This window comes from Streptomyces sp. TLI_171 (assembly GCF_003610255.1).
In the GTDB taxonomy this organism is placed as follows: Bacteria; Actinomycetota; Actinomycetes; order Streptomycetales; family Streptomycetaceae; genus Kitasatospora.
This window is the reverse complement of record NZ_RAPS01000001.1, coordinates 1,776,969-1,795,574: the sequence shown is the minus strand read 5'-3', so window position 1 is coordinate 1,795,574 and position 18,606 is coordinate 1,776,969. Positions and strand designations below refer to the sequence as shown.

General features: G+C 72.9%; 18 protein-coding genes and 1 tRNA gene. 17 read left to right on the top strand and 2 right to left on the bottom strand.

The genetic code is table 11. The features are described 5' to 3' along the window. Nucleotides 1–17: 17 nt before the first annotated feature. The 3 genes from BX266_RS08200 to BX266_RS08190 are packed head-to-tail and all read left to right on the top strand — an operon-like array spanning nucleotide 18 to nucleotide 2,582. Nucleotides 18–731, top strand: coding sequence for a hypothetical protein (locus BX266_RS08200; protein WP_143686886.1), 714 nt, complete (start codon nucleotides 18–20; stop codon nucleotides 729–731). Then, nucleotides 731–1,753 carry a hypothetical protein gene (locus tag BX266_RS08195; protein WP_099898239.1) on the top strand — a complete coding sequence of 341 codons (1,023 nt, stop codon included), beginning with the start codon at nucleotides 731–733 and terminating at the stop codon, nucleotides 1,751–1,753. The genes BX266_RS08200 and BX266_RS08195 overlap by 1 nt, the downstream gene beginning before the upstream one ends. Beyond that, nucleotides 1,746–2,582, top strand: coding sequence for a hypothetical protein (locus BX266_RS08190; protein ID WP_099898238.1), 837 nt, complete (start codon nucleotides 1,746–1,748; stop codon nucleotides 2,580–2,582). The genes BX266_RS08195 and BX266_RS08190 overlap by 8 nt, the downstream gene beginning before the upstream one ends. 101 nt (nucleotides 2,583–2,683) lie before the next feature. Here the strand turns inward: BX266_RS08190 and BX266_RS08185 are convergent. Further along, nucleotides 2,684–2,768 (bottom strand) — tRNA-Leu (locus BX266_RS08185). A 454-nt stretch (nucleotides 2,769–3,222) separates the two neighbouring features. Between BX266_RS08185 and BX266_RS08180 the strand changes: the two genes are divergently transcribed. Next, the gene (locus tag BX266_RS08180) at nucleotides 3,223–3,762 is read left to right on the top strand and encodes an ATP-binding protein (protein WP_180290418.1); all 540 of its coding nucleotides are present in this window, start codon (nucleotides 3,223–3,225) and stop codon (nucleotides 3,760–3,762) included. Nucleotides 3,763–3,769: 7 nt separating this feature from the next. Here BX266_RS08180 and idi read toward each other — a convergent pair whose 3' ends face one another. Continuing rightward, entirely contained in the window at nucleotides 3,770–4,384 is a 615-nt protein-coding gene (gene idi / locus BX266_RS08175; protein WP_099898237.1) for an isopentenyl-diphosphate Delta-isomerase, read from the bottom strand. A 454-nt stretch (nucleotides 4,385–4,838) separates the two neighbouring features. On the opposite strand from idi, the gene BX266_RS08170 reads away from it, so the two are divergent. The 13 genes from BX266_RS08170 (at nucleotide 4,839) to hpnH (ending at nucleotide 18,559) form a co-directional block, all read left to right on the top strand. Then, on the top strand, nucleotides 4,839–5,594 hold the full coding sequence (locus tag BX266_RS08170) for a sugar phosphate nucleotidyltransferase (protein ID WP_099898236.1): 756 nt from the start codon (nucleotides 4,839–4,841) through the stop codon (nucleotides 5,592–5,594). Continuing rightward, the gene (locus BX266_RS08165; protein WP_099898235.1) at nucleotides 5,582–6,643 is read left to right on the top strand and encodes an iron-containing alcohol dehydrogenase family protein; all 1,062 of its coding nucleotides are present in this window, start codon (nucleotides 5,582–5,584) and stop codon (nucleotides 6,641–6,643) included. Before BX266_RS08170 ends, BX266_RS08165 begins: the two co-directional genes overlap by 13 nt. Before the next feature lie 70 nt (nucleotides 6,644–6,713). After that, nucleotides 6,714–7,451, top strand: a complete 738-nt coding sequence (locus tag BX266_RS08160) for a CDP-alcohol phosphatidyltransferase family protein (RefSeq protein WP_180290791.1) — start codon at nucleotides 6,714–6,716, stop codon at nucleotides 7,449–7,451. Continuing rightward, nucleotides 7,448–8,332 carry a glycosyltransferase family 2 protein gene (locus BX266_RS08155; protein WP_099898234.1) on the top strand — a complete coding sequence of 295 codons (885 nt, stop codon included), beginning with the start codon at nucleotides 7,448–7,450 and terminating at the stop codon, nucleotides 8,330–8,332. Before BX266_RS08160 ends, BX266_RS08155 begins: the two co-directional genes overlap by 4 nt. A 123-nt stretch (nucleotides 8,333–8,455) precedes the next feature. After that, complete coding sequence (locus BX266_RS08150) at nucleotides 8,456–9,427, top strand: ABC transporter permease (RefSeq protein ID WP_099898233.1); 972 nt, start codon at nucleotides 8,456–8,458, stop codon at nucleotides 9,425–9,427. Beyond that, nucleotides 9,420–10,235: an ABC transporter ATP-binding protein gene (locus tag BX266_RS08145; RefSeq protein WP_099898232.1), complete on the top strand. Its 816-nt coding sequence runs from the start codon at nucleotides 9,420–9,422 to the stop codon at nucleotides 10,233–10,235. Before BX266_RS08150 ends, BX266_RS08145 begins: the two co-directional genes overlap by 8 nt. A gap of 192 nt (nucleotides 10,236–10,427) precedes the next feature. After that, nucleotides 10,428–11,348, top strand: a complete 921-nt coding sequence (hpnC, locus tag BX266_RS08140; protein WP_259464603.1) for a squalene synthase HpnC — start codon at nucleotides 10,428–10,430, stop codon at nucleotides 11,346–11,348. A gap of 41 nt (nucleotides 11,349–11,389) precedes the next feature. Continuing rightward, on the top strand, nucleotides 11,390–12,247 hold the full coding sequence (hpnD, locus tag BX266_RS08135) for a presqualene diphosphate synthase HpnD (protein WP_099898230.1): 858 nt from the start codon (nucleotides 11,390–11,392) through the stop codon (nucleotides 12,245–12,247). 94 nt (nucleotides 12,248–12,341) lie between these two features. Further along, nucleotides 12,342–13,739 (top strand): hydroxysqualene dehydroxylase HpnE, encoded by a 1,398-nt coding sequence (gene hpnE, locus BX266_RS08130; protein ID WP_099898229.1) that lies wholly within the window; start codon nucleotides 12,342–12,344, stop codon nucleotides 13,737–13,739. 86 nt (nucleotides 13,740–13,825) lie between these two features. Beyond that, entirely contained in the window at nucleotides 13,826–14,899 is a 1,074-nt protein-coding gene (locus BX266_RS08125) for a polyprenyl synthetase family protein (RefSeq protein ID WP_099898228.1), read from the top strand. 7 nt (nucleotides 14,900–14,906) lie between these two features. After that, a complete protein-coding gene (shc, locus tag BX266_RS08120) occupies nucleotides 14,907–16,865 on the top strand; it encodes a squalene--hopene cyclase (RefSeq protein WP_099898227.1) in 1,959 nt (652 codons plus the stop codon). Next, nucleotides 16,862–17,530, top strand: coding sequence for a 1-hydroxy-2-methyl-2-butenyl 4-diphosphate reductase (locus BX266_RS08115; protein WP_099898226.1), 669 nt, complete (start codon nucleotides 16,862–16,864; stop codon nucleotides 17,528–17,530). The genes shc and BX266_RS08115 overlap by 4 nt, the downstream gene beginning before the upstream one ends. Nucleotides 17,531–17,533: 3 nt before the next feature. Further along, a complete protein-coding gene (hpnH, locus tag BX266_RS08110; RefSeq protein WP_099898225.1) occupies nucleotides 17,534–18,559 on the top strand; it encodes an adenosyl-hopene transferase HpnH in 1,026 nt (341 codons plus the stop codon). The last annotated feature ends 47 nt before the right edge of the window (nucleotides 18,560–18,606 follow it).

Here is an 18,606-nt window from a genome sequence, read left to right as displayed (position 1 = left end):
TGCTCGGGGGATGTGCAGTGGCGATTGACGACCTACCGGAACCGGTGGTCATCTTCCTCAACGTGATCGGCGTGCCCTGGCCGTACATCAACGAGGACGAGGTCCGCCAGTTCGCCGCCCTGGTCCGGCAGTTCGGGCAGGCGGTGGAGCAGACCCACGCCGAGACCACCCGCGCCCTCGCGGACTTCGCCGACGCCTACCAGGGCGCGGCCACCCGGCGCATGCAGTCGGGCTGGTCCGAGCTGTCCGACCGGCACACCCGCGAACTGGTGGCCGGCTGCGCGGTGCTCGCCGAGGCACTGGAGATCGGCGCCGAGGTGATCGTCGCGCAGAAGATCGAGGCGCTGGTCGAACTCACCGTGATGGCGGCCACCTTCATCGCCGACCAGGCCGCCGCGGTGGCCACCTTCGGCCTGGCCGAAGCCGCCGTGCCGGTGATCGTCGAAGCCGGGAAGAAGCTGCTGGAGACCCTCAAGCAGGAGATCATCCAGCACATCATCGGCGAGATCATCGAGGCCGCCGCCAAGCCGCTGTTCGCCAAGATCGAAGAGGCCATGTCCGGTCTGGACTGGTCGCAGACCGCCGGTGCCGGAGGCGCCGGAGCGGGGGAGGGGTTCGCCCTGCACCACGAGTCCGCCGACGGCCACCTGAAGGTGCTCCGCGGCCACACCGAAGCCTTCCGCGGACACGCGCAGCAGCTGCGCGGCGGGCTCGAAGGGCTGGCCTTCTGATGGCGGCGGGGGGAGAGGAGAAGGCGGTCTTCCACGCGCTGCGCAAGGACGCCGCCGAGACCCTGCCGAGGATCGCCGAGAAGCACGCCACCGTCGTCGAGGACGCCGTCGAGAAGGGCGCGAAGAACCTCGCCGCGCACGCCGCCACCGAGGCCAGGATCGCCGAGGACCTCAAGGCCATCGTCTCCTCGGACGTCAAGGTGGCCGGACCCCGGGTCGCGACCGAGACCAACGCGCTGGCCGGCGCCGGCGGCGAGGTCCGGTCGGTCGTCGCGCCGCGGTCGGAGATCGAACTCGGCCCGCTGGAGGGCGACGCCGAGCGGTTCGGCAACAGCGCCCTGCGCGACGGCCCCAACTACCAGCAGGAGATCGACGGCCAGCTCGGCCCGCGCGGCCTGGACCGCGCCGAGCACGACCGGCTCCGGCTCACCCCCACCAACAACCTCTCCGAGGAGGAGATCCGCCAGGTCGTCCAGGTCCGCGACGCGATCAAGCTCGACGAGGGCCGGATGGTGACCAAGGTCGTCAAGCCGGACGTCGCGCAGGCCTACCTGGAGAACGCCACCGAACTCGGCGGACGCAGCTTCAACCCCGCCGAGTTCCGCGGCTCCATCGCCCGCGGCAGCGACACCGCCGACCTGCGGAGCATGGACGAGCTGCGCGACGGGCTCGCCCTCGACGACGGCGGCCTCGGCTGGACCCCGATCCCGCACGGCGCCTCCGAGGCGTACCAGATGCGCTTCCCCGCCCCGCACGGCATGCACGCCGACCCGACGCTCGGCGCGGTCGGCGACCAGGCGCTCGCCGACCGGGTCGCCGGCATGGCCGGGCAGGACGCGGGAAAGGCCTGGGACGCGCCCTTCCTCGGGACGGGCTACACCGGCGGCGGCGTCCCCGAGTGGGACGCCGCCCCCACCGGCTTCCCGCACGGAGCCGAGATCTGGCGCCTGAACGCCGACGGCACCGAGGAGGCCGTCGGCTACTTCGACAAGAACGATGGGCTGTGGAAGTACCATGACTGACCCTTCCGACCACCGCTACCCGGTCAAGGGCGAGGTCGCCGCCTTCCGCGGCGTGCGCTACCCCGCGCGGGCCGCCGCCGGCCGCTGGCCGGCCGTCGACCTGCTGCCCTCGCCCGGGTTCGCGCCGCCCGAGGGCGTCGCCCCGCACCTGGCCGCCGACGGCTCGATCGCGGGCTACCCGGTGCCGCCGGAGCAGCTCGAGGCCTGGTACGCCGTCCGCTGGACCTTCCGGTGGCGCGGCGAGCTGTTCGAGTGCACCGACCGCACGGGCACCACCATGTCCGGCGACTACCTCGGCGACGACCTGGAGTTCGCCAGGGCGCACCTCAAGCGGCGGATCATCGGCTACCGCGGCGCCTTCCCGCTCGACGAGGTCACCGACCCCACCGAGCACCGCGAGGACCTGCTGGCCCCGCGGCTCGCCCTGGTCCGGCGACTGGCCGAGGCGGACCACTTCCGGCCCGGGGCGTACGCCGTCCTGCACGGCACGACCCACCGCGCGGCCGCGGCGGTGGATCCCTCGGGGGCGGTCGCGCTGGTCGGCCCGGACGGCGCGCAGCGGGCGGCGGCCCCGGGACAGTTGGACGCCTGGTACCTGGTCGGCTGGACCTTCCAGTGGCAGGGCGGCCCGTTCGCCGCCGTCGGCACGGTCGAGGGCCGGATCAAGGGCGTCTACACCGGCGGCAGTTGGGGCTTCGCCGACAGCAACCAGCTGGACCAGGAGCCGGCGCCCGACGGCGTCCACCAGCAGTACACGGTGGAGGCGGACCTGGACAGCGTCACCGACCTGCAGCAGCACCGGACGGACCTGCTCGCCGCCCACCGCTGACCCGCGACGCCCGGCGGCCCTCCGCGGTCGCCGGGCCGCGCGGGTGCCCGACCGGGTCGCGAAAACGCAGAAGACCCCAGATCAACTGGGGTCTTCGTCGGTGTCCGAGGGGGGACTTGAACCCCCACGCCCGATAAAGGGCACTAGCACCTCAAGCTAGCGCGTCTGCCATTCCGCCACCCGGACCGGGTGTTCACCGCAAGGCTTCCTTTCGGCTGCCCCGTGGCGACAGAGAGAACATTACCAGGCTCGCGGAGTGCTTCTCACCTGCGTTTTCGCGGCCCCGCACGGGTGCGCGGCGGCGATCGGGACGGAACCGGACAAGTCGGGCCGCGGTCCGGGTCGGTGACGGGCGATTGCGCTGGTGAGCGCGGGCGGGACCGATTTCGGACGGGCGTTCTGGCGGCAACAGTGGGCCGAGGGCGCGACGCGACCGGCCAGGAGGGTTCAGAACGCGCACCGAATCGGTCGGGAACCTTCACGACACGCGTAGTTCCAGTCCCGGTGCGGGTCATCGCGGGGTGCTCTCCTAGCCTCTGTGCACCAGGGAGCCTTGAGCGGAACGCCCGATTCCCGACAGCCGCCGCCGGCCAGGACCGGCGCGGGAGCCTCCCGTTCACCGCGTGAAGGGCGGCATGCCGTGGAACAGACCGAGCAGACCGCGGCGGCCGACGCCGCCACCTGGTGGCCCGGCCGCGAGCCGGAGCCCGGGCCGGAGGCCGGCGTGTGGCGGTTCTCCGCGGTCTCCAACGAGGCGTCGGTGCCACGCACCAGACACGCCGTGCGGGACCGGCTGCTGGCCCAGGGAATGGCGGGGGAGCGCTACCAGGAACTGGTGGACGACCTGCTGCTGATCGTCTCCGAGCTGGTGTCCAACGCCGTCACCCACGCCGCGGTGCTCTCGCCCGAGGTGGTCTGCGAACTGGCCATCGCCCCGGACCGGGTGCGGATCTCGGTGGTCGACGGCCATCCGTACCGCCCCAAGGCCCAGGAGAACGACCCCGCCCGGCCGGGCGGGCGGGGCCTGCTGCTGGTCAAGAGCATCACCCTGCAGGCCGGCGGCGAGTGCGACGTCGAGCGCACCGACGCCGGCGGCAAGGTGATCTGGGCCAGCCTGCCGCTGCCGGGGCCGGCCGCCGGGGCGGGCCCGGCCGACCCCGACGACGACCCGGACTACTGACGGACCGTCACCAGTCGCGGCCGGCGATCTCCCGGATGCCCGGCAGCGCCGCCTCGAAGACCGTCTCGAACCACACCGAGAACGGCTTCGCGGCCCGCAGCTCGCGCAGCTCCGCCGCGGTCACGAAGCGGGTGTCCTCGATCTCCTCCGGGTCCGGCTCCAGACCGGCGGTGATCAGCCCGACGAACAGGTGGTTGAACTCCCGCTCGATCAGCCCGGAGTCCTCGTCGGGCAGGTCGTAGCGGACGGTGCCCGCCTCGCACAGCAGCGCCGGGGCGGCGCCGAGCTCCTCGGTGGTGCGCCGGGCCGCCGCCACGAAGGGCTGCTCGCCGGGGTACGGGTGGCCGCAGCAGGTGTTCGACCAGACGCCCGGCGAGTGGTACTTGCCGAGCGCCCGGCGCTGCAGCAGCAGCCGGCCCTGCCGGTCGAAGAGGAAGACCGAGAACGCCCGGTGCAGCCGGCCCGGCTGCTGGTGCGCCCAGAGCTTCTCGCCGGTGCCGATGGTCACGCCGTCGTCGTCGACCAGCTCCAGCAGGATCTCGCCGGGGGCGCCTGCGGTCGGGACGGCGAGCTCGGGCGAGAGGGCGTCGGGGGCGTCGGTCGGGCTGACGGCAGGACTCATTGGGCTTCAATGCCCCTTTCGGCACGCGGACCGGGGCCGCCGCCCAGGCCGGGGGCCGGGGGCCGCCCACCCCGGTCCTGAGGTCGGCTGCGCGCACGTCGGCCCGGACCGGCCGGTCCGCCGACGGCGTCGGGGCCCAAGTCTGCCGCATGGCCGGGCGACGGAGGGCCTGCGACGCACTCGCCGGGGGCAGTGGACCGGACGACCGGCAGAAGTGTTCGACTCCCGGTCGTCCGCCGTCACCCGACGATCACCGATCGGCCACAGACGATCAACGAAGCGTCCACGGGGCGCGTTCTGGCTGGTCGCCGAGGTCGCCTACCATCAGTGACACCGGGCCGCCCGCAGGGAACGCCCGCTCGGCGCGCCGCAGCCGCGGCCGCACCAGGCCCGCACGGCGCGACCCGGTCCCGGACCGGTGCCGTACGGCACCCGAGAGACCCTGGAGTCCCGCATGATCGGCCTCGTCCTGGCCGCCGGCGCCGGCCGCCGGCTCCGCCCCTACACGGACACCCTGCCCAAGGCGCTGGTGCCGGTCGACGGGGAGCGGACGGTGCTCGACCTGACCCTCGGGAACTTCGCCGAGGTCGGCCTGCGGGAGGCCGCGATCGTGGTCGGCTACCGCAAGGAGGCCGTGCAGGAGCGCAAGCAGGCCCTGGAGCAGAAGTACGGCGTCAAGCTCACCCTGGTCGAGAACGACAAGGCCGAGGAGTGGAACAACGCCTACTCGCTGTGGTGCGCCCGCGAGCTGTTCGGCGAGGGCCTGCTGCTGGCCAACGGCGACACCGTGCACCCCGCCTCGGTGCAGCGCACCATGCTGGACGGCAACGACCGCCGGATCAAGGAGGGCGCCGCCCCCGGCATCCTGCTGGCGCTGGACACCGTGAAGAAGCTCGCCGACGAGGAGATGAAGGTCGTCGTCGACCCGGCGCTCGGCGTCCGCCGGATCACCAAGCTGATGGACCCGCTGGACGCCACCGGCGAGTACATCGGCGTCACCGTGATCAACCCGTCCGCCGCCGACGCGCTCGCCGACGCCCTCAAGGCGGTCTACCAGCGCGACCCGCAGCTGTACTACGAGGACGGCTACCAGGAGATGGTCGACCGCGGCCTGACGATCGACGTGCAGCCGATCGGCGAGGTCTCCTGGGTCGAGGTGGACAACCACGAGGACCTCGCCAAGGCCCGGGAGATCGCGTGCCGGTACTGACCCGACTGGTCCCCTCCCCGCTCTTCGTCGAGGTCCGGGCCGGGGCGCTGGACTCGCTCGGCGGCATCCTGGCCGACCAGCGGCTGTCCGCCGCCGGGCGGATCGCGGTCGCCATCAGCGGCGGCTCCGGCGGCCGGCTGCGGGCCCGGCTGGAACCCGCGCTGCCCGGCGCCGACTGGTACCAGGTCGCCGACGGAACCCTGGACAGCGCGGTGCAGCTGGCCGACGAGATCCGGCGCGGCCACTACGACGCCCTGGTGGCGCTCGGCGGAGGCAAGATCATCGACGCCGCCAAGTACGCCGCGGCCCGGGTCGGCCTGCCGGTGGTCGCGGTGGCCACCAACCTCGCCCACGACGGCATCTGCTCCCCGGTCTCGATCCTCGACAACGACGCCGGCCGCGGCTCCTACGGGGTGCCGGGACCGATCGGCATCGTCGTCGACCTCGACGTGGTCGCCAAGGCCCCGAAACGGTTCGTGGCCGCAGGGATCGGCGACGCCGTCTCGAACATCTCCGCCTGCGCGGACTGGGAGCTCTCGCACACCGTGACCGGCGAACCGGTCGACGGCCTCGCCGTGGCGATGGCCCGGACGGCGGCCGAGAACGTGCTGCGGCACCCGGGCACCCTGGAGGACCCGGACCTGCTGACAACGCTGGCGGAAGCCCTGGTACTGTCCGGCATCGCGATGAACATCGCGGGCAGCACCCGGCCCAGCTCGGGCGCCTGCCACGAGATCTCGCACGCCCTGGACGTGCTGCACCCCAAGCGGTCCGCCCAGCACGGCGAGCAGGTCGGCCTCGGCGCGGCCTTCGCCAGCTACCTGCGGGGCGAGCGGGAACTGTCCGGACTGGTCGCGGAGCGCCTGCGCTTCCACGGCCTGCCGGTGACCGCCGATCAGATCGGCTTCACCGAGGCGGAGTTCACCGAAGCGGTGCACTACGCTCCGAACACCAGACCGGGGCGCTTCACCATCCTCGAACACCTCGACCTCTCCGCCACAGACATCAGGGACGCGTACGCCGACTATGTCCAAGCAGTCAACAGCTGAACGCCCGCCGGTCGACCTCACCCGCCGCCCGTCGATCGAGGAGCTCCGGGCCGTCATCCACCCGGAGGGCATGCTCCAGCGCCGCAGCGCCGAGCACTGGGCCGGCCGCCTGTACATGCGGAGGATCTCGCTGCGGATCACCCGCATCCTGTCCACCGTCACGGTGATCACGCCCAACGGCCTGACCTACCTGATGATGCTCACCGGCATCCTGGCCGGCGCCGCCCTGGTGGTCCCCGGCCCGACCGGCGCGATCCTCGGCGCCCTGCTGATCCAGGTCTACCTGCTGCTGGACTGCGTGGACGGCGAGGTCGCCCGCTGGCGCCGGCAGACCTCGCTCACCGGCGTCTACCTGGACCGGGTCGGCCACTACATGTCCGAGGCCGCGCTGCTCACCGGCCTCGGCCTGCGCGCCGCCGACCTGTTCCACCGGGACGGCTCCACCAGCGCCTGGCAGTGGGCCTTCCTCGGCACGCTGGCCGCGCTCGGCGCGATCCTGATCAAGTCCGAGACCGACCTGGTCGACGTGGCCCGGGCCCGCTCCGGCCTCACCGCGGTCGAGGACAGCGCCTCGGTGCCGCGCTCCACCACGGTGGCCAAGGCCCGCCGGGCCGCCTCGCTGCTGAAGTTCCACCGCCTGGTCGGCGCGGTCGAGGCCTCGCTGTTCATCCTGGCCGCCGGCATCGCCGACGCGGTCCACGGCGGCCTGTACTTCACCCGGCTCGCGGTCGTGGTGCTCGCCGCCGTCGCGATGCTGCAGACCGTCCTGCACCTGCTGTCCATCGTGCTGTCCAGCAGGCTGCGATGAGCGACCACTTCCGCCTCGGCGCGGTCATCATCACGATGGGCAACCGGCCCGCGGAGCTGAACGCCCTGATCGAGTCGGTGCGCGCCCAGCAGGGCCCGCCGGTCGAGCTCGCGGTGGTCGCCAACGGCGCCCCGCTGCCCGCCCTGCCCGAGGGCGTGCGCACCGCCGAGCTGCCGGAGAACCTCGGCATCCCCGGCGGCCGCAACGTCGGCATCGAGCTGTTCGGCCCGGACGGCCGGGACGTCGACGCGGTGCTGTTCCTGGACGACGACGGCCTGCTGCCGAACACCGACTCGGCGCAGCTGCTGCGCGAGGCGTTCACCGCCGACCCGGGCCTGGGCATCGTCTCGTTCCGGATCGCCGACCCGGAGACCGGCACCACCCAGCGCCGCCACGTGCCCCGGCTGCGGGCCAGCGACCCGCTGCGCGGCTCCCGGGTCACCACCTTCCTGGGCGGCGCCAGCGCGGTGCGCAGCGCGGTCTTCCCGCAGGCCGGGCAGCTGCCCGCGGAGTTCTTCTACGCGCACGAGGAGACCGACCTGGCGTGGCGCGCGCTGGACGCCGGATGGTCGATCGACTACCGCCCGGACGTGGTGCTCCACCACCCGGCGACCTCGCCGGCCCGGCACGCGGCGTACTTCCACAACGTGGCCCGCAACCGGGTCTGGCTGGCCCGGCGGAACCTTCCGGCCCTGCTGGTGCCTCTCTACCTGGGAACCTGGTTCCTGCTGACGGTCGCGCGACGGCCCTCCGGGTCGGCGCTGAAGGCGTGGCTCGGCGGGTTCAGGGCGGGCTGGCGCGAGCCGTCCGGTCCGCGCCGCCCGATGAAGTGGTCCACGGTCTGGCGCTTGACCCGACTGGGCAGACCGCCAATCATCTGATCGCAGCCGGTCGGACGTTTCCCCCGTCGGCCGCAAGCGGTAGCAGCAGAGCTCCTCGTGGTACCTCCCGGTTCCCCGCCCGTCACCCCCGGGCGGGGGATTTCGACCCCCTGAAGGACGAATGTGTCGACACTGAGTGACCCGGTCAACCTCTCCGCACCAAGGGGTACCGACGCGGGTCTGACCCCGAAGCAGCTCGCGGACAAGTACGGACTCTCCGTCAGCGGCCGACGGCCGAGCCTGATCCAGTACGTCCGCCAGCTGTGGGCCCGCCGCGCCTTCATCAGCGCGTTCGCCACGGCCCGGCTGGTCGCGCAGTACACCACGGCGAAGCTCGGCCAGGTCTGGCAGGTGCTCACCCCGCTGCTGAACTGCGCGGTGTTCTACCTGGTCTTCGGCCTGATCATGAACAACCGGGACACCGTCCCGGCGTACATCGCCTGGCTGTGCATCGGCGTCTTCATCTTTCAGTTCTCGCAGAGCGCGATCCAGGCCGGCACCCGGTCGATCTCCGACAACCTCGGCCTGATCCGGGCGCTGCACTTCCCGCGCGCCAGCCTGCCGATCGCCTTCACGATCATCCAGCTCCAGCAGCTGCTGATCTCGATGGTGGTGCTGGTCGTCATCGTGCTGATGAACGGCATCCCCCCGGGCATGACCTGGCTGCTGATCATCCCGGCGCTGGTGCTCCAGTCGATGTTCAACACCGGTCTGGCCATGGTGATGGCCCGGATCGGCTCGAAGACCTCCGACATCTCGCAGCTGATGCCGTTCCTGCTGCGCACCTGGATGTACATCTCGGGCGTGATGTACAGCGTCTCGAGCTTCATCGAGAAGTGGCCGCCGCTCTGGCAGACGCTCTACTCCTGGAACCCGGCCGTGGTCTACATGGACCTGATCCGCTACGCGTTCATGCCCGAGAGCTTCGACAAGAGCCTCTACCCGGGCGGCACCGCAGCGGACGGCCACCAGCTGCCGAAGGCGCTGATCCTGCCCGACCACATCTGGATGATGGCCGGCACCTGGGCGATCGTCGCCTTCGTCGTCGGTTTCGTGTTCTTCTGGAAGGCAGAGGAGGAGTACGGCCGTGGCTGACGCAGCGCTCGACACCGTCAAGGAGGCCACCGTGGTGGACACCGACAAGGCCCGGGTCCCCACCGTGGTGGTGGACGACGTGCACATCGTCTACAAGGTGCACGGCGCGGGCGCCGGCAAGGGCAGCGCCACGTCCGCGCTGAGCCGGATCATCACCCGCAAGAAGTCGCCCTCGATCCGCGAGGTGCACGCGGTGCGCGGCATCAGCTTCACCGCGTACAAGGGCGAGGCGGTCGGTCTGATCGGCTCGAACGGCTCCGGCAAGTCGACCATGCTGGCGGCGATCGCCGGCCTGCTGCCGACCGAGAAGGGCGCCATCTACACCAACGGCCAGCCCTCGCTGCTGGGCGTGAACGCGGCGCTGATGAACGACCTGACCGGTGAGCGCAACGTGGTGCTGGGCTGCCTGGCGATGGGCATGTCCCCGGCCCAGGTGCGCGAGCGGTACCAGAACATCGTCGACTTCTCGGGCATCAACGAGAAGGGCGACTTCATCTCGCTGCCGATGCGCACCTACTCCTCCGGCATGGGCGCCCGCCTGCGGTTCTCCATCGCGGCGGCGAAGACCCACGACGTGCTGCTGATCGACGAGGCCCTCGCCACCGGCGACCAGGGCTTCCAGCAGCGCTCCAAGGCCCGGATCAACGAGCTGCGCAAGGAGGCCGGCACCGTCTTCCTGGTGAGCCACGACAACAACGCGATCCGCGAGGTCTGTGAGCGCACCATCTGGATCGAGCACGGTGAGCTGATCATGGACGGTCCGACCGAGGAGGTCGTCCGGCGGTACGAGAAGGGCGACCGCCCCTGACCGGGGCCGGGTCGCACGTCGCAGGGCCGGTGCGCGGGGAGCGGATCCCCGGGCACCGGCCCTGCGGCGTGCGGCGGGTGAAGGCGTGGCGACAGAAGCGTGTCCGGTGCGCGGTGGCGGGCGGGACCGGTGTAGAACGGGGGAGTGACGGCAGTGTCGGCTTCAACTAAGTCAGATAACCAGACAGCAGCGGTGACGCTGGACAAGGCGGACCTGGAGAACTTCCCGGTCGCCCCCGCGTTCCTGCCCGCCGCCTGGCGCGCGGACCTGATGGCGGTCTACGGCTTCGCCCGGCTGATCGACGACGCCGGCGACGGCGACCTGGCCGACCCCGCCGGCGTCGCCGCCGCGCTGGGCGTCAAGGGCGCCCCCGACGACGAAGGCTTCCGGCTCGCCCTGCTGGACGGGCTGGAGCTCGACCTCGACCGGGCCTTCGCCGCCGCCCTCGGCGACGACCGCGCCCAGGGCGGCACCGTCCTCGGCACCGCCGCCGGCGAGCCCCGGCACCCGCTGATCCGCCGGCTGGTCCCGCTGATCGAGCGGCACGCCGTCACCCCGGAGCCGTTCCGCCGACTGATCGAGGCCAACCGGGTGGACCAGTGCACCACCCGCTACCCGGCCTACGCCGACCTCCGGCACTACTGCACGCTGTCCGCCGACCCGGTCGGCCGCCTGGTGCTCGCCCTGGCCGGCCGCGCCACCCCCGAGCGGATCGAGCTCTCCGACGACATCTGCACCGCGCTGCAGATCGTCGAACACCTGCAGGACGTCGCCGAGGACCTCGACCGCGACCGGATCTACCTCCCGCAGGAGGACCTCGCCACCTTCGGAGTCACCGAGCAGGACCTCGCCGCCGACACCGCCTCCCGGGGCGTGCGCCAGCTGATCGCCTGGGAGGCGAGCCGGGCCCGGACCCTGCTCGACCGCGGCGCGCCGCTGGTGGGTACGGTTCACGGAAGGCTCCGACTGCTGCTGGCGGGATTCACCGCCGGCGGGTACGCGGCCCTGGACGCCATCGAGGCGGTCGGGTTCGACGTGCTCGCGCACCGGGCGAAGCCCGACAAGCGCCGCCTGGCCGGCCGGGCGGCGGCACTCTTCGCGAAGGGAAGGTGAACGCCCGCGTGGGGGCATCACCACTGGCGTCCGCGCCGGTCATGGCGGCCTACCGGTACTGCGAGGCGGTCACCGCCCTGCAGGCCCGCAACTTCAGCTACGGCATCCGGCTGCTGCCCGAGGCCAAGCGGCTGGCGATGTCCGCGCTGTACGCGCTGGCCCGCCGGGTCGACGACATCGGCGACGGCGAACTGCCCGCCGTGCAGAAGGCCGAGGCGCTGGCCCGCACCCGCGCCCTGCTGGACGAGATCCGGGCCGGCGAGGTCGGCGAGGACGACACCGACCCGATCAAGGTCGCACTCGCCGACGCGGCCCGCCGCTTCCCGATCCCGCTCGGCGGCTTCGACGAGCTGATCGACGGCGTCGAGATGGACCTCAAGGGCGTCGAGTACGGCACCTTCGAGGAGCTCAAGGTCTACTGCCGCTGCGTGGCCGGCTCGATCGGCCGGCTCTCGCTCGGCGTGTACGGCTGCGAGGACTGGGAGCGCGGCGCCGAGTACGCCGACACCCTGGGCCTGGCCCTGCAGCTCACCAACATCCTGCGCGACGTGCGCGAGGACGCCCTGAACGGCCGCACCTACCTGCCCACCGAGGACCTGGTCCGGTTCGGCTGCCAGCAGGGCTTCGCGCTCCCGCAGCTCCCGGTCGGCGCGGACTTCACCGGCCTGGTCGCCTTCGAGGCCGACCGCGCCCAGCAGGCCTTCGAGGAGGGCCTGCGGCTGCTGCCGATGCTCGACCGCCGCAGCCGCGCCGCCACCGCCGCGATGGCCGGCATCTACCACCGCCTGCTCGGCCGGATCGCCGCCGACCCGCACTCGGTGCTCCGCGGCCGGGTCTCCCTGCCGGGCTGGGAGAAGGCGTACGTGGCACTGTCCGGGCTCGCCGGAGGGCGTTCTTGATTCTCGCGCCAGTTCTGTCACGCTGTGTCAACAGGGAATCACGACGCATGCGTACGTTGTTGTGCCCACAGTCCACTGCCGTCCGGGAGGACCGATGAGCACGCCGACGCCGCAGCGGCAGCGCACCGCCGTGGTGGTCGGCGGCGGCCTGGCGGGCATCACCGCCGCCCTCCGGCTGGCCGACGCGGGCGTCCGCACCACCCTGCTGGAGGCCCGCCCCCGGCTCGGCGGCCTGGCCTTCTCGTTCAAGCGCGGCGACCTGACCGTCGACAACGGCCAGCACGTGTACCTGCGCTGCTGCACCGCCTACCGCGGCCTGATCGACCGGCTCGGCGCCGGCCACCTGGTCGACCTGCAGGACCGGCTGGACGTCCCGGTGCTGGGCCTGGCCGCCGACGGCACCCGCAGCCTCGGCCGGCTGCGCCGGGCCGAGCTGCCCGTCCCGCTGCACCTGGCCGGCAGCCTCGCCACCTACCGGCACCTGCGCCCGGCCGACCGGCTGCGGGTGGTGCGCGGCGCGCTCGCCCTGCAGAAGCTCGACCTGGCCGACCCGGCGCTGGACGAGATCTCCTTCGGCGACTGGCTGCGCCGGCACGGCCAGACCCCGGCCGCCATCGAGGCCGTCTGGGACCTGGTGGGCGTGGCCACCCTGAACGCGACCGCGGACCGCACCTCGATGGCGCTGGCCGCGATGGTGTTCAAGACCGGACTGCTGTCCGACCCGGGCGCCTCCGACATCGGCATCGCCAGGGCCCCGCTCGGCGAGATCCACCACGACCGGGCGCTGGCCGAGCTGGAACGGGCCGGCGTCCGGGTGCTGCTGCGCACCAAGGCCGCCGAACTGAAGGCCGCCGAGCAGCACGCCGTCCGGCTGGAGGGCGGCGAGCTGCTCACCGCCGACACCGTCGTGCTGGCCGGCGCCCAGGACACCGCGGCCGCCCTGCTGCCGTCCGGCGCGATCGCCGGGCAGCACCGGCTCGCCGACTTCGGCACCGCCCCGATCCTGAACGTGCACGTGGTCTACGACCGGCGGCTGATCCGCCGTCCGTTCTTCGCCGCGCTCGGCTCGCCGGTGCAGTTCGTCTTCGACCGCACCCGGCACTCCGGCCTGGCGGTGCCCGGCGCCCAGTACCTGGCGGTGTCGCAGTCCGCGGCCGAGGACGAGATCGACCTGCCGGTGGCCGAGCTCCGCGACCGCTACCTGCCGGAGCTGGAGCGCCTGCTGCCCGCCGCCCGAGGCGCGCGGGTGCTGGACTTCTTCGTCACCCGGGAGCGCACCGCCACCTTCGACCCGGCGCCCGGCACCGCCCGGCTGCGCCCCGGCGCGCGCACCGAAGTCCCCGGCATCCTGCTCGCCGGGTCCTGGACTGCCACCGGCTGGCCAGCGACCATGGAAGGCGCGGTCCGCAGCGGCCACACCGCGGCGGACGCCGCCCTGTCCGGCTCCGGCCGGCTCCCGGTCGATCGGGGGGACGGGCGGTGGCCCCGATGACGCCGACCCCTCACCCCCCGACCACCGACATCGCAACCGGCCGGCCGCCCTTCGCGGCCGGTCGGACGTACCGAGAGGGAACGCACGTGGAGGCACGCACCGGCTCGACGGTCAGGGACACCCCGACGGTCCTGGACCTGCTGGCGCGCGGACGCACGCTCTGCACGCCGCCGATGCGCGAGGCCGTCGCCCGTTTGGCGGCACCGATGGACACGGTCGCGGCGTACCACTTCGGCTGGATCGACCGCGACGGCCGGCCCGCCGCGGGCGACGGCGGCAAGGCCGTGCGCCCGGCGCTGGCCCTGCTGTCGGCCGAAGCGGTGGGCGCCGACGCGCAGGCGGGCGTACCCGGCGGCGTGTCGGTCGAGCTGGTCCACAATTTCTCGCTCCTTCATGATGATCTGATGGACGGTGACGAGACGCGACGGCACCGGGCCACCGCCTGGACGGTGTTCGGCCCGGCGCAGGCCGTGCTGGTCGGCGACGCGCTGGCCACCCTCGGCACCGAGGTCCTGCTGGACGCCGCGGTGACCGGCGGGGCCACCCCGACCGACGCCGCCCGCGCCGTCCGCCTGATCACCACCGCCACCCGGCGGCTGATCGACGGTCAGGCTCTGGACGTCTCGTTCGAACAGCGCGACGTGGTGACGGTCGAGGAGTGCCTGGCCATGGAGGGCGGCAAGACCGGCGCCCTGCTGGCGGCCTCGGCGGCGATCGGCGCAGTGCTGGCCGGCGCCGACGACCGGGTGTCCGACGCGCTCCAGCGGTACGGCTACCACCTGGGGCTCGCGTTCCAGGCGGTGGACGACCTGCTGGGCATCTGGGGCGCCACCGAAGTGACCGGAAAGCCGCACTGGAGCGACCTCCAGTCGCGGAAGAAGTCGCTCCCGGTGTGCGCCGCGCTGGCCGAGGGAGGCGCCGCCTCCCGCGAGCTGGCCGCACAGCTGGCCGACCCGACCGGCCGCGGCGAGGAGAGCGAGCAGCAGCTCGCCGCCCGCGCCGCGCTGATCGAGCAGGCCGGCGGCCGGGCCTGGACGCAGGAAGAGGCCCGCCGCCAGTACGACACCGCCCTCGCCGCCCTCGGCGAGGTGCCCATGGCCGACGAGGTGCGCGAGCACTTCGTCGCACTCGCCGAATTCGTGGTGGTCCGAGAGAGGTGACATGAGAGTGACAGCAACCGCGGGTGGAAGGCTCGGATCCCAAACCTCAGTTGCACCGGCACGATCTGACGATTCCTCACCAGCGGCGGCGCTCAGCCGCGCCACCGCCCATCTGCTGTCACTCCAGCACGCCGACGGCTGGTGGAAGGGCGACCTGGAGACCAACGTCACCATGGACGCCGAAGACCTGCTGCTCCGCCAGTTCCTGGGCATCCGCACCGAGGAGCAGACCCGGGCCACCGCGGCCTGGATCCGCTCCCGGCAGCGCGAGGACGGCACCTGGGCCACCTTCCACGGCGGCCCGCCGGAGCTGTCCACCACCGTCGAGGCGTACGTGGCGCTCCGCCTCGCCGGGGACGCCGCGGACGCCCCCCACATGCAGGCCGCCGCCGCCTTCGTCCGCGAGCGCGGCGGGATCGCCGCCAGCCGGGTGTTCACCCGGATCTGGCTCGCCCTGTTCGGCTGGTGGCCCTGGGAGAAACTCCCCGAACTGCCCCCCGAAGTGCTGTTCCTGCCCAGCTGGGCGCCCCTGAACATCTACTCCTTCGGCCAGTGGGCCCGGCAGACCATCGTCCCGCTGACCGTGGTCTCCGCACACCGCCCGGTCAGACCCGCACCGTTCGACCTCACCGAACTGCACACCGACCCGGCGAACCCCCACCCCGAACGGCCGCTCGCCCCGCCGCACACCTGGGACGGCCTGTTCCAGCGCCTCGACCAGCTGATGCACCGCTACCACCGGCACGCCATCAAGCCGGTGCGCCGCCTGGCCCTGCGCCAGGCCGCCGCCTGGATCATCGAACGCCAGGAGGCCGACGGCTGCTGGGGCGGCATCCAGCCGCCCGCCGTGTACTCGCTGATCGCCCTGCGGCTGCTCGGCTACCGCCTCGACCACCCCGTGATGAAGGCCGGCCTGGCCGCCTTCGAGTCCTTCACCGTCCACACCGAGGACGGCAAGCGCTGGCTGGAGGCCTGCCAGTCCCCGGTCTGGGACACCTGCCTGGCCGCCATCGCGCTGCGCGACGCCGGACTGCCCGGCGACCACCCCGCCCTGGTCCGGGCCGGCGACTGGATGCTCGGCGAGGAGATCACCACCCGCGGCGACTGGGCGGTCAAACGGCCCCGGCTGGCCCCCGGCGGCTGGGCCTTCGAGTTCCAGAACGACACCTACCCGGACGTCGACGACACCGCCGAGGTGGTGCTCGCCCTGCGCCGGATCGACCACCCCGACACCGCCCGGCTGTCCGGCGCGGTCGAACGGGCCGTCCGCTGGAACCTCGGCATGCAGTCCAAGGACGGCGCCTGGGGCGCGTTCGACGCCGACAACACCAGCAAGCTCCCCAACAAGCTGCCGTTCTGCGACTTCGGCGAGGTCATCGACCCGCCCTCGGCCGACGTCACCGCGCACGTGGTGGAGATGCTCGCCGAGACCGGCCGCACCCGGGACCCGCGCACCCGGCGCGGCGTCGCCTGGCTGCTGAGCCACCAGGAGGCCGACGGCTCCTGGTTCGGCCGCTGGGGCACCAACTACATCTACGGCACCGGCTCCGTGGTGCCCGCGCTGGTCGCCGCCGGCCTCACCCCCGCCCACCCGGCGATCCGCCGCGCCGTCGACTGGCTCGCCGACCGGCAGAACCCGGACGGCGGCTGGGGCGAGGACATGCGCTCCTACGAGGACCCGGCCACCTGGGCCGGCCGCGGCGAGTCCACCGCCTCGCAGACCGCCTGGGCGCTGATGGCGCTGCTCGCCGCCGGCGAGCGCGACTCGGAGGCGGTCGAACGCGGCGTCGCCTGGCTGACCGCCACCCAGCGCGCCGACGGCACCTGGGACGAACCGCAGTTCACCGGCACCGGCTTCCCCTGGGACTTCTCCATCAACTACCACCTCTACCGCCTGGTCTTCCCGGTCACCGCACTCGGCCGGTACGTGCACGACGCCCCGCTCGGCCGGGCGGGTGAGCGATGACCGCGCCCCTGCTGGTGCTGTGCGCGCTCGGACCCGAGGCCTGGGCGCTGCGCGGCGGCGACTGGTCCGGCGCGGCCGGCGGCCCGCCGGTGCTGGCCCGCACCGGCATGGGCCGGAAGGCGGCCGGGCGGAAGGCCGCCGCGCTGCTCGACGCCGGCGGCTACGGCGCGCTGCTGGTCGCCGGGTTCGGCGCCGCGCTCGCCCCGGGCATCCGGCCCGGCGAGGTGATCGTCGCCGACCGGGTCACCGACGCCGAGGGCGGCGACCACCCGCTGGCGTCCGCGCCGGCCCTGGCCACCGCGCTGGAGGAGGCCGGCCTGCGGGTCCACCTCGGCACCCACCGCACCGCCGACCACGTGGTGCGCGGCGCCGAACGGGCCCGGCTGCACGCCGCGGGCGCGCTCGCCGTCGACATGGAGGCCGCGGCGGTGCTCGCCGCCCGGGCCGCCCACGCCCCCGACCTGCCCGCGGCGGTGCTGCGGGTGGTGGTCGACACCCCCGAGCGGGAGTTGATCCGGCCCGGCACCCTGCCGGCCGGAGTGCGCGCCTGGCGGACCTTGCGCGCCGCCGTCCCCGCCCTCACCGCGTGGCACCGGCACGCCGCCGCCACGCCCCTACAGCTGACGACCCCACAGCCCTCGACGCTCCCCCAGGAGGCGAGCTAAGCCATGGCCATGCCGCTGCGTCAGACCATCCGCGTATCCACCTACCTCATGCAGCAGAAGATCCGGCGGCGGGACAAGTTCCCGCTGATCGTGGAGCTGGAACCGCTGTTCGCCTGCAACCTGAAGTGCGAGGGCTGCGGCAAGATCCAGCACCCGGCGGGCGTGCTCAAGCAGCGGATGCCGGTCGCGCAGGCGGTCGGCGCGGTCCTGGAGTGCGGCGCCCCGATGGTCTCCATCGCCGGCGGCGAGCCGCTGATGCACCCGCAGATCGACGAGATCGTCCGCCAGCTGGTGGCCCGCCGCAAGTACGTCTTCCTGTGCACCAACGCCCTGCTGCTGCGCAAGAAGCTCGACAAGTTCACCCCTTCGCCGTATTTCACCTTCGCGGTCCACATCGACGGCCTGGAGGAGCGCCACGACGCCTCGGTGGCCAAGGAGGGCACCTTCGCGGAGGCCGTCGAGGCGATCAAGGAGGCCAAGCGGCGGGGCTTCCGGGTCACCACCAACTCGACCTTCTTCAACACCGACACCGCGCAGACCGTGGTCGAGGTGCTGGACTTCCTCAACGACGAGCTCAAGGTCGACGAGATGATGATCTCGCCGGCCTACGCCTACGAGAAGGCCCCCGACCAGGAGCACTTCCTCGGCGTCGAGCAGACCCGCGAACTGTTCCGCAAGGCCTTCGCCGGCGGCAACCGGCGGCGCTGGCGGCTCAACCACAGCCCGCTGTTCCTGGACTTCCTCGAAGGCAAGGTCGACTTCGAGTGCACCGCCTGGGGCATCCCCAACTACTCGCTGTTCGGCTGGCAGCGCCCCTGCTACCTGATGTCCGACGGCTACGTCCCCACCTACCGCGAACTCATCGAGAAGACCGACTGGGACAAGTACGGCCGCGGCCGCGACCCGCGCTGCGAGAACTGCATGGCCCACTGCGGCTACGAGCCCACCGCCGTCCTCGCCACCATGGGCTCGCTGAAGGAGTCGATCCGCGCCGCCCGCGAGACCCTCGCCGCCCCCAAGGCGCTCTGACGCACCGTCAGCAGGCCGCCCGCCCCGCGCGGGCGGCCCACGCCGAC

Coding starts and splice junctions, on each gene's coding strand:
- hpnD (WP_099898230.1), top strand. CDS start 11,390: ATGGCGGCCTACCGGTACTGCGAGGCGGTCACCGCCCTGCAGGCCCGC.
- BX266_RS08190 (WP_099898238.1), top strand. CDS start 1,746: ATGACTGACCCTTCCGACCACCGCTACCCGGTCAAGGGCGAGGTCGCC.
- BX266_RS08115 (WP_099898226.1), top strand. CDS start 16,862: ATGACCGCGCCCCTGCTGGTGCTGTGCGCGCTCGGACCCGAGGCCTGG.
- BX266_RS08160 (WP_180290791.1), top strand. CDS start 6,714: ATGCTCCAGCGCCGCAGCGCCGAGCACTGGGCCGGCCGCCTGTACATG.
- BX266_RS08195 (WP_099898239.1), top strand. CDS start 731: ATGGCGGCGGGGGGAGAGGAGAAGGCGGTCTTCCACGCGCTGCGCAAG.
- BX266_RS08155 (WP_099898234.1), top strand. CDS start 7,448: ATGAGCGACCACTTCCGCCTCGGCGCGGTCATCATCACGATGGGCAAC.
- idi (WP_099898237.1), bottom strand. CDS start 4,384: ATGAGTCCTGCCGTCAGCCCGACCGACGCCCCCGACGCCCTCTCGCCC.
- hpnH (WP_099898225.1), top strand. CDS start 17,534: ATGGCCATGCCGCTGCGTCAGACCATCCGCGTATCCACCTACCTCATG.
- BX266_RS08170 (WP_099898236.1), top strand. CDS start 4,839: ATGATCGGCCTCGTCCTGGCCGCCGGCGCCGGCCGCCGGCTCCGCCCC.
- hpnE (WP_099898229.1), top strand. CDS start 12,342: ATGAGCACGCCGACGCCGCAGCGGCAGCGCACCGCCGTGGTGGTCGGC.